At 74.1% G+C, this 13,654-nt stretch carries 13 protein-coding genes; 9 read left to right on the plus strand and 4 right to left on the minus strand.

The features are described 5' to 3' along the window. Nucleotides 1-103: 103 nt before the first annotated feature. Both AWW66_RS13600 and AWW66_RS13605 read left to right on the plus strand, forming a co-directional pair. Nucleotides 104-400 (plus strand): DUF4193 domain-containing protein, encoded by a 297-nt coding sequence (locus AWW66_RS13600; RefSeq protein WP_007075406.1) that lies wholly within the window; start codon nucleotides 104-106, stop codon nucleotides 398-400. A gap of 394 nt (nucleotides 401-794) precedes the next feature. Continuing rightward, nucleotides 795-1,532, plus strand: coding sequence for a hypothetical protein (locus AWW66_RS13605; protein ID WP_067365217.1), 738 nt, complete (start codon nucleotides 795-797; stop codon nucleotides 1,530-1,532). Nucleotides 1,533-2,023: 491 nt separating this feature from the next. On the opposite strand, the gene AWW66_RS13610 is transcribed toward AWW66_RS13605, so the two are convergent. Next, nucleotides 2,024-2,530 (minus strand): DUF3093 domain-containing protein, encoded by a 507-nt coding sequence (locus AWW66_RS13610; protein WP_067365151.1) that lies wholly within the window; start codon nucleotides 2,528-2,530, stop codon nucleotides 2,024-2,026. An 89-nt stretch (nucleotides 2,531-2,619) separates the two neighbouring features. Between AWW66_RS13610 and dut the strand changes: the two genes are divergently transcribed. From dut to AWW66_RS13630, 4 genes are all read left to right on the plus strand, one after another. Then, nucleotides 2,620-3,129: a dUTP diphosphatase gene (dut, locus tag AWW66_RS13615; RefSeq protein WP_067365154.1), complete on the plus strand. Its 510-nt coding sequence runs from the start codon at nucleotides 2,620-2,622 to the stop codon at nucleotides 3,127-3,129. 25 nt (nucleotides 3,130-3,154) lie between these two features. Then, a complete protein-coding gene (locus AWW66_RS13620) occupies nucleotides 3,155-3,838 on the plus strand; it encodes a DUF3710 domain-containing protein (RefSeq protein WP_067365157.1) in 684 nt (227 codons plus the stop codon). Nucleotides 3,839-4,040: 202 nt separating this feature from the next. Further along, nucleotides 4,041-4,424, plus strand: a complete 384-nt coding sequence (locus AWW66_RS13625) for an OB-fold nucleic acid binding domain-containing protein (protein WP_067365160.1) — start codon at nucleotides 4,041-4,043, stop codon at nucleotides 4,422-4,424. Between the two features lie 50 nt (nucleotides 4,425-4,474). Then, on the plus strand, nucleotides 4,475-5,158 hold the full coding sequence (locus AWW66_RS13630) for a DUF3159 domain-containing protein (protein ID WP_067365220.1): 684 nt from the start codon (nucleotides 4,475-4,477) through the stop codon (nucleotides 5,156-5,158). Between the two features lie 17 nt (nucleotides 5,159-5,175). On the opposite strand, the gene AWW66_RS13635 is transcribed toward AWW66_RS13630, so the two are convergent. Both AWW66_RS13635 and AWW66_RS13640 read right to left on the minus strand, forming a co-directional pair. Beyond that, the gene (locus tag AWW66_RS13635; RefSeq protein ID WP_211271939.1) at nucleotides 5,176-5,865 is read right to left on the minus strand and encodes a potassium channel family protein; all 690 of its coding nucleotides are present in this window, start codon (nucleotides 5,863-5,865) and stop codon (nucleotides 5,176-5,178) included. Nucleotides 5,866-5,867: 2 nt separating this feature from the next. Beyond that, nucleotides 5,868-6,530 (minus strand): potassium channel family protein, encoded by a 663-nt coding sequence (locus AWW66_RS13640; protein ID WP_067365162.1) that lies wholly within the window; start codon nucleotides 6,528-6,530, stop codon nucleotides 5,868-5,870. A gap of 150 nt (nucleotides 6,531-6,680) precedes the next feature. Here AWW66_RS13640 and AWW66_RS13645 point away from each other — a divergent pair, with 150 nt between their 5' ends. The 3 genes from AWW66_RS13645 (at nucleotide 6,681) to dxs (ending at nucleotide 12,239) form a co-directional block, all read left to right on the plus strand. After that, the gene (locus AWW66_RS13645) at nucleotides 6,681-8,771 is read left to right on the plus strand and encodes an APC family permease (protein WP_067365165.1); all 2,091 of its coding nucleotides are present in this window, start codon (nucleotides 6,681-6,683) and stop codon (nucleotides 8,769-8,771) included. A gap of 151 nt (nucleotides 8,772-8,922) precedes the next feature. Beyond that, a complete protein-coding gene (locus tag AWW66_RS13650) occupies nucleotides 8,923-10,158 on the plus strand; it encodes a class I SAM-dependent RNA methyltransferase (RefSeq protein WP_067365168.1) in 1,236 nt (411 codons plus the stop codon). 125 nt (nucleotides 10,159-10,283) lie between these two features. After that, the gene (gene dxs / locus AWW66_RS13655; RefSeq protein WP_067365170.1) at nucleotides 10,284-12,239 is read left to right on the plus strand and encodes a 1-deoxy-D-xylulose-5-phosphate synthase; all 1,956 of its coding nucleotides are present in this window, start codon (nucleotides 10,284-10,286) and stop codon (nucleotides 12,237-12,239) included. Between the two features lie 96 nt (nucleotides 12,240-12,335). On the opposite strand, the gene AWW66_RS13660 is transcribed toward dxs, so the two are convergent. Continuing rightward, on the minus strand, nucleotides 12,336-13,529 hold the full coding sequence (locus AWW66_RS13660; protein WP_396890647.1) for a hypothetical protein: 1,194 nt from the start codon (nucleotides 13,527-13,529) through the stop codon (nucleotides 12,336-12,338). Between the last annotated feature and the right edge of the window lie 125 nt (nucleotides 13,530-13,654).

The following is a 13,654-nucleotide window of genomic DNA, read 5'->3' on the forward strand; positions in this document are numbered from 1 at the left end:
TCGGGTGACCGACACGTGACGGTGGCGGGCCAGCGGGAACCGAAACAGCGTCGTCCGGCGTTACAACCGGCAGCGACAACATCGAAATGGGAGAGTGAAACCGATGGCCACCGACTACGACGCCCCGCGTCGAGACGAGGTCGACCTCGGCGAGGACAGCCTCGAAGAGCTCAAGGCCCGGCGGGTCGACTCACAGTCAGGCGCCGTGGACGTCGACGAAGCCGAGGTGGCCGAGAGCTTCGAGCTACCCGGTGCCGACCTCGCCGACGAGGAGCTCACGGTCAAGGTGCTACCGATGCAGCAGGACGAGTTCCGGTGTGCCCGCTGCTTCCTGGTCCACCACCGGAGCCAGCTCGCCGTGGAGCGCAACGGCGAGTTGATCTGCCGCGAGTGCGTCTGACCCGGCGGCGGGCGTCGGTGACGACCGGGTGCCCGTATCCCGGCGGCGGCCTCCTCACGGAGGCCGCCGCCGGAGCTGTCGTGCGCCGTTCGCCGGCACCTGCTTGACTCGGACCGGGGAGTCGTCCCCGTCGGAGGAGCCACGCGGGAGGTCGGGCATCGTGAGCGAGCGAACCAGCGGAGACGGGACCGGCCGGCCCGGGGACGCGGGCGTGAGCGGGCCGGGTGAGCCGGACGTCGCCGTCGGGCGTCCCGACGGCGGCCCTGACGGTGCGTCCGCCGACGTCGCCGGGGCGGTCCCGCCGGGCGGTCCACGACCCGCCGACGACGTCCCGGGCGAGCGCGGCACCGGCGCCGAGGGGGCGGAGCCGGGCGGTGACACCGGTGCCGGCGACCTGGGCGCGACGGTCGCCGCGCTGACCGCCGACGACATCGAGCCGGCCCGCCGCCGGCACCTGCTGTCCCGCCTCGTCGGGCAGACCCGGGCCCGGGGGCTGGGCGACCTGTTCAAGCCGAAGGCCGCGCTGCGGTGGATGACCGAGACGGTGGCCGAGATCGCCCCGCACGTGCCGGTCCGGGACCTGGCCACGCTGCGCCGGCACTACGGCGGACTGGACGGCGACCTGCTCGCCGACCGGCTGGTCCGCAACGCCTCCCGCGCCACGGCCGGCATCGGCGCCGCCGGCGGGGGAGTGGCCGCCGTGAACTGGACCGTCGCGCCCACCCTGCTCTCCGCGCCGGTCCTGCTGGCGGCCGAGACCGTCGCCGTGGTCGCCATCGAACTCAAGCTGGCCGGCGAGCTGCACGAGGTGTACGGCGTCCCGCTGCCCACCGGCGGCACCCAGAAGACGGTGGCCCTGGTCCAGGCGTGGGCCAGCCAGCGCGGGATCAACCCGATGATGCCCGGCGTCGGGGTCGGCGCGGTGCTCGGCAGCGCGGCCCGCAAGGAGCTGCAGAACACCCTGCTCAAGCGGTTCGGCCGCAACCTCACCACGCTCGGGCCGTTCCTCACCGGGGCGGCGGTGGCCAGCTACCTCAACCGCCGGGCCACCCGGTCGCTCGGCGAGCAACTCCGGACGGACCTGCGCCGGCAGCGCCGCGAACTGCCCGGGGCGCCATCCGTCCGGCCCTGACCGATCCGATGATCCCGGCGGCCCTCCCCGAACCCGGGCGTCCCCGAACCCGGGCGTCCCCGGACCCGGGCGTCCCCGGACCCGGCGGGCGTCCCGAGGGCTCGGCCCTGACGGTTCTGTCCTTGGCTGGCCCGTGGCGCGGCGGCTCCGGGGCAGGTAGTCCTGTCGAGCGGAATACCTGTCAGGAATTTTTATTCCTGGCAGGTATTTTCGTTCCCGAGGTATCTCTCCGGCGGAGAGGGCTTTTGTCCTATTGGGTTGCTTTCTGGGTAATGCTGGTTCCGTGCGTGGTGGCCGTTGGTGGGACAGTGCCGGCACGGTGGGGTCCACTGGCACGTCGAGACGTCGGGGCGTGCGCGGAGCCGACTGGCGGCCCCGGTGGCGGGCGAGCGGGCCAGCCGACGTCGCGCGGGACACGTCCGGCCAGGTCAGCGGCGTCGCCAAGTAGGGCCGGCCGGGTCAGGTGGTGGCGCGGGGCAGGGCCGGGGGGCTCAGGTGGCGTCGCGGTCCGCGTCGCGGGCGGCGAGGATCGCCGCGGCCAGCTCGACCGGGCGGCGGGAGCTCACCACCCAGAACGGCGTCGGGTCGGCCGGGTCGTCGAGCACCACCTGGACGGCCCCGCCGATCCAGGGCCGCTGCACCACGAAGGCCAGCGGGTCGGCCCCGACCCCGAGCACCTCGCGGCGGCCGGCGGTGTCCAGCGGCACCGCGTCGGCGACGAAGCGCACCGGCAGCCGGGCGTCGTCCACCCGCAGCTCGCCGTCGCGGACCGCGATCCGGATCCGGCCGAGCCGCCAGAGCCCGAACAGGGCGGCCGGCACCAGCACCGCGAACGGCAGCCAGGCCCGTACCCCGGCCGCGCCCATCCAGACCTCGGCGGCGAGCAGGGCGGCGGCGGCCAGCCCGGCCAGCCACAGCCACCAGGGCAGGGCGAGGCGTTCGGAGTACCCGGGGGGTGCCGCTGCGGACCGGACCGGGGACGACGAGGATGGCGACACGCTCACAGTCCGAGGGTACGGCGCACCACGGTCGGCGTACCGGGCAGGATGGCAGGGGCACCCCGTGGACCGGACGGAAGAGGAGAACGGTGACCGACGTCGTACCCGTGCTGGTGCGCCAGCTCGACCCGGAACTGCCGCTGCCGGCGTACGCGCATCCCGGTGACGCCGGGGCGGACCTGATGGCCGCCGTGGACGTGGAGCTGCCCCCGGGCGGCCGGGCGCTGATCCCGACCGGGGTGGCGATCGCGCTGCCGGACGGGTACGTGGGTCTGGTGCACCCCCGGTCCGGTCTCGCCACCCGGCTCGGGGTGACGCTGCTCAACGCCCCCGGTACGGTCGACGCCGGCTACCGGGGTGAGATCATGGTCAACCTGATCAACCATGATCGGGTGACTCCGGCGAAGATCTCCCGGGGCGACCGCATCGCCCAGCTCGTCGTGCAACGGGTGGAACGGGCCGAGTTCCGGCCCGTACCGGAGCTGCCCGCCTCCCGGCGCGGCACCGGCGGGCACGGGTCGACCGGAGGTCACGCCGGGCTCGTCACGACTCCGGCGCGGGACCGGGCCGGCGGACGTACGGAAGAGGTGGCAGGGTGAGTGCGAACAGCGGAGGGTGGGCGCAGTGATCTTCTCCCGTAAGCGGGCCGGTGCCGGACGGCACTCCCGTGACGAGCGGACCACCGAGGTCCTCGACTCTCCCGACGCCGGGCCGGCGGCTGCCGCCCGGGGCCCGTACGACATCGCGGACGCGCCGGACGGGGTGCAGCGGCTCGACCTGGGCAGCCTGCACATCCCGGCGGTACCCGGGGTCGAGGTCCGGGTGCAGGCCGATCCGCAGGGCGTGGTCCAGCAGGTCGTTCTCGTGCACGGGGACAACGCCCTCCAGCTCGGCGTCTTCGCCGCGCCCAAGACCGAGGGCATCTGGGACGAGGTACGCGAGGAGATCCGGCGCTCGCTGTTCAACGAGGGCGCCGCGGCCCAGGAGGCGACCGGGGAGTACGGCCCCGAGCTGCACGCCCGGGTGCGTACCGAGGACGGCCTGACCGATCTGCGGTTCGTCGGGATCGACGGGCCGCGCTGGATGGTCCGGGGCGTCTACCAGGGTGCCGCCGCCACCGACCCGGCCGCCGCCGGCCCGCTGGCCGAGTGCCTGGACGGGCTGGTGGTCGACCGGGGCCAGGAGGCGAAGCCGGTGCGGGAGCCGCTGCCGCTGCGCCTGCCCCGGGAGGTGGCCGAGCAGGCCGGCCAGTCCGGTGGCGGCTCGACCCCCGGCCCGTCGCCCGCCCCCGACCAGCGCGGGGCCTGAGCCGAGCCGGGCGCCCCCGGGTGTCCCCGGGCCGCCCGACCCCGGCCGTCGGCCGACCCGGTCCCGGTTCCGGTGTGCTTTCACATCGACAGCGGGGCCGGGTGGGCCGCGAACCGGCGTACGCTGGCGGGACGGTACCGGAGGTCTCCGGGGCCGGACGGCACCGGCGTACGCCGGTCGGGCGGAGGGGTGACGCGGAGTCATGACGGCGGCCGAGGAGAGCCGGGTGTCGTTGCGGCGGATGCTGCGCCGGCTCACCGCGAGCGAGGCCGAGATCGAGGCGCAGGAGCTGCTCCGGGAGAGCGCCCAGTCCGGTGGCGTGCCGGCCGGGCAGTGCCGGCGCGGCCAGGTCGTCTCGGTCGCCGGGCGGTTGCGCACGGTCGTCTACACCCCGCGCACCAACCTGCCCACGCTGGAGGCGGACCTCTACGACGGCAGCGACGTGGTCACCCTGGTCTGGCTGGGCCGGCGGCACATCGTCGGCATCGAGCCGGGGCGCCATCTCACCGCGCAGGGCCGGGTCGCCCTCCGTGACGACCGCAAGGTCATCTACAACCCGTACTACGAACTGGAGCCCAGCAGGTGACGGCGGGACGCGGCGAGGTGGAGGACGTGTCGGCGGCCGGGGCGCAGCGCATCGCGCAGCCCGCCGCCGACCCGGGGACGGCGACGACGCCGGGCGGCCCGGCGGACGAGGAGCAACTGCCCAGTCTCGCCGAGCAGATGGCCGACCAGCTCGGCGGCTGGCGGGGGCTGGTCGAGTCGAGCATCCCCGTGGTCGTCTTCGTGCTGGCCAACATCGTCGGCGAGCTGCGCCCCGCGGTGATCGCCTCGGTGGTGGTGGCGCTGCTCATCGCCGGCCTGCGGCTGGCCCAGCGCCGGCCGGTCCGGCACGCGCTCAACGGCCTGTTCGGGATCGCCATCGGCGCGGCCATCGCCTGGCGCACGGGCGACGAGCGGGACTTCTACCTCCCGGGCATCCTCTACGGCATCGGGTACGGCGTCGCGCTGCTGCTCTCGGCGGTGATCCGGCAGCCCCTGGTGGGCTGGATCTGGTCGGTGCTGGTGGCCGGCGGCAAGTCGGAGTGGCGGCAGGACCCTCGGCTGGTGCGGACGTTCACCGGGCTGACCGTGCTCTGGGGCGTGGTCTGGCTGGCCAAGGTCGGCGTCCAGGCCGGCCTCTACCTCGCCCACCAGGACACCGCCCTGGGGGTGGCCCGGCTCGTGCTGGGCTACCCGCCGTACGTGCTGCTGCTGCTGATCACCGTCTGGACGGTCCGCCGGGTCACCCGGGACCCGGAGCCCCTGCAGACCGCCTGAGCGCGCCTCGGAGGCGGTCAGCCGCCGCTGCGGGTGCGCTCCACGCTGTCCGGGCCCAGGATCACCGCGCGGACGTCGTCCTCCACCTCGGTCGTGCAGACGAAGACCAGCTCGTCGCCGGCCTCGATCGGGTCGTCCGGGGTCGGGGCCAGCACCCGCTTGCCGCGCACGATGGCGACCAGCGCGGTGTCCCGGGGCAGCGGCACCGCGCGCAGCGGCTGACCGACGTACGGGGCGTTCGGCGGCAGGGTGATCTCGACGAGGTTCGCCTCGCCCTGCCGGAAGGTCATCAGCCGGACCAGGTCGCCCACGCTGACCGCCTCCTCCACCAGGGCGGCCATCACGCGCGGCTTGCTCACCGCCACGTCCACCCCCCACTGCTCGGTGAAGAGCCACTCGTTCTCGGCCCGGTTCACCCGGGCGACCACCCGGGGTACCGCGAACTCGGTCTTGGCCAGCAGGGAGACCACCAGGTTGGCCTTGTCGTCGCCGGTGGCCGCCACCACCACGTCGCAGTCGGCCAGGTTCGCCTCCTCCAGGCTGGTCAGCTCGCAGGCGTCGGCGCGGATCCACTCCGCGTCGGGCACCCGTTCCGGCCGCAGCATCCGGGACTGCCGCTCGATCAGCAACACCTGGTGGCCGTTGTCGATCAGCTCCTGGGCGATGGACCGGCCGACGTTGCCGGCCCCGGCGATGGCGATCCGCATGCTCAGTGCCCCCCTTCGGGTGCCGCCGCGCCCGCCGTGACGGCCGCGACGATGTCGTCGGTGACCAGCATGAAGACCTGGTCGCCCTCCTGGACGACGGTGGAGGCGGTGGGCAGGGTGCCGATGCCGAACCGGATCAGGTACGCCACCCGGGCCCCGCAGGCCGCCTCCAGGTCGCGGACCTGGCGGCCGATCCAGTCCCGGTGCACCGGCACCTCGACGATCGACACCGTGCTGGTGGCGTCCCGGAAGATCTCCACGGCCCCGTCGGGGACGAGGTGCCGCAGCATCCGCTCGGCGGTCCACCGGACGGTGGCCACGGTGGGGATGCCGAGCCGCTCGAAGACCTGGGCCCGGCGCTGGTCGTAGATGCGGGCGGCGACCCGGGAGACGCCGAACGTCTCGCGGGCCAGCCGGGCCGAGATGATGTTGGAGTTGTCCCCGCTGGAGACGGCGGCGAAGGCGTCCGCCCGCTCGATGCCGGCCTGCCGCAGCACGTCACCGTCGAAGCCGGCGCCGGTGACGGTGGTACCGGCGAAGTCCGGGCCGAGCCGGCGGAACGCGTCGGCGTCGTGGTCGATCACCGCCACGGTGTGCCCCCGGGCCTCCAGGGTCTGCGCCAGGGTCGAGCCGACCCGGCCGCAACCCATGATCACGACATGCACGCTGGCCCTCCAAAGGTGCCACCCGAGGGTGTGTCGTCTGCGAGCCTGCCACGTCGCGGCGGCCGGCGCGGACCCGACGGTACTCCGGTCGCCACCGAGCCTCACCCACCCCCCGGTGCCGGCCGAACCCTGGTCGTACTCTTGGCGGATGTGGCCCGTCCCACCTCGCTGCTGAAGCGGCTGCTGCTCGGTCGACCGTTCCGGTCCGACCGCCTGAAGCACACCCTGTTGCCCAAGCGCGTCGCGCTGCCCGTGTTCGCCTCCGACGCGCTGTCCAGCGTCGCGTACGCCCCGGACGAGATCCTGCTGACGCTCTCCATCGCGGGGGCCTCGGCGTACTTCTTCTCGCCCTGGGTCGCGCTGGCCGTCGTGGTGGTGATGCTGACCGTGGTGGCCAGCTACCGGCAGACGGTGCACGCCTACCCCTCCGGTGGCGGGGACTACGAGGTGGCCATGGTCAACCTCGGCCCCCGGTTCGGCATCGGGGTGGCCAGTGCCCTGCTGGTCGACTACGTGCTGACGGTGGCGGTGTCGGTCTCCGCCGGGGTGGCGAACCTCGGCTCGGTGGTGCCCTTCGTGGCCGAGCACAAGGTGCTCATCGCGGTCAGCGCGGTGGTGCTGCTCACCGCGCTGAACCTGCGGGGCATCCGGGAGTCCGGCAACCTCTTCGCCATCCCCACCTACGGCTTCATGATCGTGATCGTCGGGATGATCCTCACGGGGCTGGTGCGGATCTTCGTCTTCGGGCACGACCTGCGCGCGCCCAGCGCCGCCCTGGAGATCCAGGCCGAGCACAGCGTCACCGGGTTCGCCCTGATCTTCCTCCTGCTGCGGACCTTCTCCTCCGGGTGCGCGGCGCTGACCGGCGTGGAGGCGATCTCCAACGGGGTGCCGGCGTTCAAGGCGCCCAAGAGCCGCAACGCCGCGACCACCCTGCTGCTGCTCGGCACGGTGGCGGTGACCATGCTGGTCGGGATCATCTGGCTGTCCCGGCTGACCGGGCTCCAGTTCGTCGAGGACCCCGCCGTGCAGATCGTCTCCGGCCCCGAGGGGTACGTGCAGAAGACCGTCACCACCCAGCTCGGCGAGACGGTCTTCGGCTCCGGCTCGGTGCTGCTGTTCGTGGTGGCCGCGGCGACCGCGCTGATCCTCTTCCTGGCCGCGAACACCGCGTTCAACGGGTTCCCGGTGCTCGGCTCGATCCTCGCCCAGGACCGGTACCTGCCCCGGCAACTGCACACCCGGGGTGACCGGCTGGCCTTCTCCAACGGCATCGTCTTCCTGGCGGTCTTCGCGATCGTGCTGATCGTCGGCTTCCAGGCCGAGGTGACCAAGCTCATCCAGCTCTACATCGTCGGGGTCTTCGTCTCCTTCACGCTCTCCCAGGCCGGCATGATCCGGCACTGGAACCGGCACCTGCGCACCGAACGCGACCCGGAGGCACGCCGCCGGATGGTCCGCTCCCGGGCGATCAACGCCTTCGGCATGGGCCTGACCGGCGCCGTCCTGGTCATCGTCCTGATCACCAAGTTCCTGCTCGGCGCGTGGATCGCGATCGTCGCGATGGCCGTGATGTACGGGCTGATGGTGGCCATCCGGCGGCACTACGACCAGGTCGCGGTCGAGCTGACCCCGGACGACGGCCGGCCCGTGCTGCCCGCCCGCAACCACGCCATCGTGCTGGTCAGCAAGCTGCACCAGCCGACCCTGCGGGCGGTGGCCTACGCGCGGGCCACCCGCCCCGACACGATCACCGCGGTCACCGTCAACGTCGACGAGTCCGACACCCGCCAGCTCCAGCAGGAGTGGGAGCGGCGGGAACTGCCCATCCCGCTCACCGTGGTCGACTCGCCGTACCGGGAGATCACCCGGCCGATCCTGAACTTCGTCGCCTCCACCCGGCGGGCGTCACCGCGCGACGTGGTCACCGTCTTCATCCCCGAGTACGTGGTCGGCCGCTGGTGGGAACACCTGCTGCACAACCAGAGCGCCCTGCGGCTCAAGGGGCGGCTGCTCTTCGAGCCCGGGGTGATGGTGACCAGTGTCCCCTGGCAGCTCGCCTCGACCGCCACGAAGAACCTCGACCGGTTCGACGCGGCGCTGAGCCAGGGCCCGGCGCGCGGGCCCCGGGTCGCCCCGCGCAGCACCCTGCCGCCGGTCGTCGCGCCGATCGGCGCCGACCAGCCCGGTGGGAGCCTTGGCGGCCCGCAGGACGCGAGCGAGACTGGCACCCGTGACTGAGGCGAGACTGGACCGTACCGGCCCGAGCAGGGGCACCACGACGGCCACCGATCCCACGGCCGGCGATCCCACGGCCGGTGTTCCCACGGCGGGTGTTTCCACGGCGGGTGTTTCCACGGCGGGTGTTCCCACCGCGGCCGGTCCGGAGCCGGTGGAGCGCCCCGGGCTGGTCGAGGCGGACCGGGTCGAGGTCACCGTCGACGCGGTGGCGCCCGGTGGGCACTGCGTGGCCCGGGTGGCCGGCCAGGTGGTCTTCGTCCGGCACGCGCTGCCCGGGGAACGGGTGGTGGCCGAGGTCACCGAGGTGCACCGGGGGTTCGTCCGGGCCGACGCGGTGACCGTGCTGGCGGCGTCGCCGGACCGGGTCGAGGCGCCCTGCCGGTACGCCACACCGGGCGGCTGCGGCGGCTGCGACCTGCAACACGTCGCCCCCGCCGCCCAACTGGCCTGGAAGGCGGCCGTGGTCCGGGAACAGCTCACCCGGCTGGGCGGGCTCACCGACACCGAGGTCGACCGGCTCGGCGTCCGCGTCGAGGCGCTGCCCGGTGGCCCGCTGGGCTGGCGTTCCCGGGTCCGGTACGCGGTCGACGCCGCCGACCGGGCCGGGCTGCTCAAGCACCGGTCCCACGAGGTCGTACCGGTGGACCGTTGTCTGATCGCCCACCCGGAGATCCAGGCGCTACCGGTGCTCGGGGCCACCCGGTGGCCGGACGCGGAGGCGGTGGAGACCGTCGCCAGCACCGGCGGCCAGGTGGGCGTGTCGAGCGTCACGGCCGGCGCGGCGAGTCCGGTCCGTGGGCCGGCGACGGTGCGCGAGGTGGCCGCCGGCCGGGAGTGGGAACTACCGGCGGCGGCCTTCTGGCAGGTGCACCCGGCGGCGGCGGACACCCTGGTCGACGCGGTGCTCGACCTGCTCGACCCGCAGCCCGGCGAGTCCGCCTGGGACCTGTACGGCGGTGCCGGGCTCTTCGCCGCCGCGCTCGCCGACCGGGTCGGCCCGACCGCCCGGATCACCCTGGTCGAGGCCGCCGCGCAGGGCGTCTGGGCCGCCCGGGAGAACCTGCGCGACCTGCCCTCGGTGGAGGTGGTCGCCGCCCGGGTGGAGACCGCGCTGGCCCGGCGCCGGATCACCGGCCCGGTCGACGTGGTGGTGCTCGACCCGCCCCGCAGCGGCGCGGGCGCCCCGGTGGTGCGGGCGCTGGTCGCCGCCGGCCCGCGCGCGGTGGCGTACGTGGCCTGCGACCCGGCCGCCTTCGCCCGGGACGTGCGGACCTTCGCCGGGCTGGGCTGGCGGCTGGCCGCGCTGCGCGGCTTCGACCTGTTCCCGATGACCCAGCACGTGGAGCTGGTCGGCCTGCTGCTCCCGCCCGGCCCCGACGGGTGTTAGGAAGGGGCCCTTCACCTACCGGATGCGTTAACAGGGGGCCCTTCCTTTCCGCCCGTCGGGGTGCTGAGCTGGGTCGACCTTGCGCCGGGCTGCGGAGTACCGGGCGGCCGATAGACTCTGCGGTCATGAGTGGTGAACAGGACACGACCAACCAGGGCCGGCTGCTGGCCACGGTGCGCGGTCCGCAGGACGTCAAGCGGATGTCCGCCGAGGAACTGGACATTCTCAGCGCCGAGATCCGTGACTTCCTGATCGCGAAGGTGTCCCGCACCGGCGGGCACATCGGCCCGAACCTGGGTGTGGTGGAGCTGACCCTCGCCCTGCACCGGGTCTTCGACTCGCCCCGGGACCGGCTCCTGTTCGACACCGGTCACCAGGCGTACGTGCACAAGATCGTCACCGGCCGGCAGGCCGGCTTCGACCGGCTGCGGCAGCGCGGCGGCCTCTCCGGGTACCCGAGCCAGGCCGAGAGCGAGCACGACCTGATCGAGAACTCGCACGCCTCCACCGCCCTGTCCTACGCCGACGGCCTGGCCAAGGCGTACGCCCTGCGGGGGGAGCAGCGCAGCGTGGTGGCGGTCGTCGGGGACGGCGCGCTGACCGGCGGGATGTGCTGGGAGGCGCTGAACAACATCGCCGCCGCCCGCAACCCGCTGGTGATCGTGGTCAACGACAACGGCCGGTCCTACGCCCCGACCATCGGCGGCCTGGCCGACCACCTCTCCTCGCTGCGGCTCAACCCGAGCTACGAGAAGGTGCTGGACACCGTCAAGGACGCCCTCGGCTCCACCCCGCTGGTCGGCAAGCCGATGTACGAGGTGCTGCACGCGGTCAAGAAGGGGATCAAGGACGCGGTCGCCCCCCAGGCCATGTTCGAGGACCTGGGCATCAAGTACGTCGGCCCGGTCGACGGGCACGACGTGGCCGCCGTCGAGTCGGCCCTGCGGGCGGCGAAGAGCTTCGGCGGCCCGGTGATCGTGCACGCGGTCACCCGCAAGGGGTACGGCTACCGTCCCGCCGAGCAGGACGAGGCGGACTGCCTGCACGGTCCCGGCGGGGCCTTCGACGTGGAGACCGGCAAGCTGGTCGCCGCCTCGGCGGTGAAGTGGACCCACGTCTTCGCCGACGAACTGGTGCAGATCGCCGACGAGCGGCCCGACGTGGTGGGGATCACCGCCGCGATGGCCGAGCCGACCGGCATCGCCAAGCTGGCCCGCAAGTATCCCGAGCGCACCTACGACGTCGGCATCGCCGAGCAGCACGCGGCCACCTCGGCCGCCGGGCTGGCCCTCGGCGGGCTGCACCCGGTGGTCGCCGTGTACGCCACCTTCCTCAACCGCGCCTTCGACCAGGTCCTGCTGGACGTGGCGATGCACAAGCTGCCGGTCACCTTCGTGCTGGACCGGGCCGGGATCACCGGCCCGGACGGGCCCAGCCACTACGGCATCTGGGACATGTCCGTCTTCGGGGTGGTGCCGGGCCTGCGCATCGCCGCGCCCCGGGACGCTGTCACGCTCCGCGAGGAACTGCGCGAGGCGATCGCCGTCGACGACGGCCCGACCGTGGTCCGCTTCCCCACCGGGGCGGTCGCCGCCGACCTGCCGGCGCTGCGCCGGGTCGGCCCCGTCGACGTGCTGGCCGAGTCCGCCCGCACCGACGTGCTGCTGGTCGCGGTCGGCTCCTTCGGCCACCTCGGCATGGAGGTCGCCGCCCGGGTCGCCGAGCAGGGGTACGGGGTCACCGTGGTCGACCCGCGCTGGGTCCGCCCGGTCCCGGCCGAGCTGGTCGACCTGGCCGCCACGCACCGGCTCGTGGTCACCGTCGAGGACGGGGTACGGGTCGGCGGGGTCGGCGACGCCCTCGCCCAGGCGATGCGTGACGCCGACGTCCGGGTGCCGCTGCGTGACCTGGGTGTCCCGGCCGGCTGGCACCCGCACGGCAACCGGACGCAGATCCTCGCCGACCTCGGCCTCACCGCCCAGGACGTGGCCCGCGACGTCACCGGCTGGATCTCCGGCCTGGACTCCCGCCCGGTCGAGCCGGTCCGGCTGCGGGCCGGGGAGGCCGGCGCGCAGAACTGACCGACGGAACAGGACCGGGCCGGCCGCCTCGCGCGGCCGGCCCGGTCACGTCCGGGGGCCGGTCACTCCGGGGGCGGTCACTCCGGGGGGCGGTGGTTACCGGCCGCCGACCGAGCGGTAGTACGTCTTCTCCGGCTCGGCCAGGCTGAAGGTCTCCCGGCCGGACGGCTGCGGGATCACCGCCAGCCCCGCCCGGTCCACCAGCCGGGGGGTGCCCGGGGGGACCGACAGCATGCTGTCCCGGTTGTCCTGCCAGCTCAGCACCACCAGCGGCTGCCCCGGCACCGGCAGCTCGTACAACTGGAGCGGGTTGGCCCGGTCGGCGCGGGAGACGACGGGGGCGTCCTCCCCGGCCGGCCGGTACACCACCGCGGTCATCGTGCCCGCGTCGGTGTCCCAGCTCAACTGCTCCAGCTTGCCCCGGTCGCCACCGCCGAGGGAGACCTCGCCGAGGCTCCGCGCGGTCAGCTTCCTGATCGGCCAGGACTCGGGCACCGACCGGGGGGCGTCCCGGTCGCCGATCCGGCGCGGGATGCTGCCGAACGGCCCCTTCTCGCCGGCGAGCACGCAGGTGTCCAGCCCGGTGAGGGCCCGCCGGCCGGAGCCGCCCTCGTCGCGGACCAGCGGGTAGCGCGGGTCGCTGGTGGCCGTACCCAGGTCGAGCAGGCGGTCCGCGGCCCGGCCGCGCGGCAGGGAGGCGGTGGAGCGCAGCGTCGCGGTCACCGGCACGGCGGCGCAGTCCGGCACGTCGACGGGCTCGGTGAGCCCCTCGGCCTTGTCCAGGGCCCGCCCGTTCGGGCCGAGCAGCCGGGTCACCCGCTCGGAGGTGAAGTACCGGCGGCCGTCCGGGGTGTGCACCGGCAGCACGTCGGCGTAGACCAGATAGCCGGAGTCGGTGTACTCGGTGGCCCGCTCGACCCGGTACCCGGCGTCGTCGGCGCGCAGTTGCAGCAGCCAGGACGCGGCCTCGCCGGGCACGTCGGCGGCGACCAGGGCGAGCCGCCCGCCGTCGACCTCGCCGGAGTAGAGGATGCCCGAGGTGGGCATGTGCGCCCGGTCGTCGATCGGGGAACGCCAGTCGCGGACCGCCTCGGTGATCGAGGAGGTCGCCGCCGCGTCGTCGACCAGCGAGCCACGCGCCGGCCACACCTCCAGGTCACCGTCGCGGCTGTCGTAGCCGACGCGCAGGTCGGCCCGGTGCCGGGCGGTGTCGGGGCCACAGGCCGTCGTGACGAGCAGCACTGCCGCTAGGGTGGTGGCCATCGTGCCGGATCGGCGGACTGCAGCCACCTCGTACGCCCCCGATCGTCGTGCCGGTCGTGTGCGGAAGCCACATAGTACGAGATGTCCGGCCAGCGCGGACGGCGGCCTCACCTCGATCGGCGCCGGTCAGTCGAACCCCTGGTCGACCACCA

Origin of the sequence: Micromonospora rosaria (assembly GCF_001567585.1) — a bacterium.
Lineage (GTDB): Bacteria > Actinomycetota > Actinomycetes > Mycobacteriales > Micromonosporaceae > Micromonospora > Micromonospora rosaria.

Bases quoted from the DNA above. Each gene is read 5' to 3' on its own strand.
- dxs (WP_067365170.1), top strand. From the start codon at position 10,284: ATGAGTGGTGAACAGGACACGACCAACCAGGGCCGGCTGCTGGCCACG.
- AWW66_RS13635 (WP_211271939.1), bottom strand. From the start codon at position 5,865: ATGCGGATCGCCATCGCCGGGGCCGGCAACGTCGGCCGGTCCATCGCC.
- AWW66_RS13625 (WP_067365160.1), top strand. From the start codon at position 4,041: ATGACGGCGGCCGAGGAGAGCCGGGTGTCGTTGCGGCGGATGCTGCGC.
- AWW66_RS13600 (WP_007075406.1), top strand. From the start codon at position 104: ATGGCCACCGACTACGACGCCCCGCGTCGAGACGAGGTCGACCTCGGC.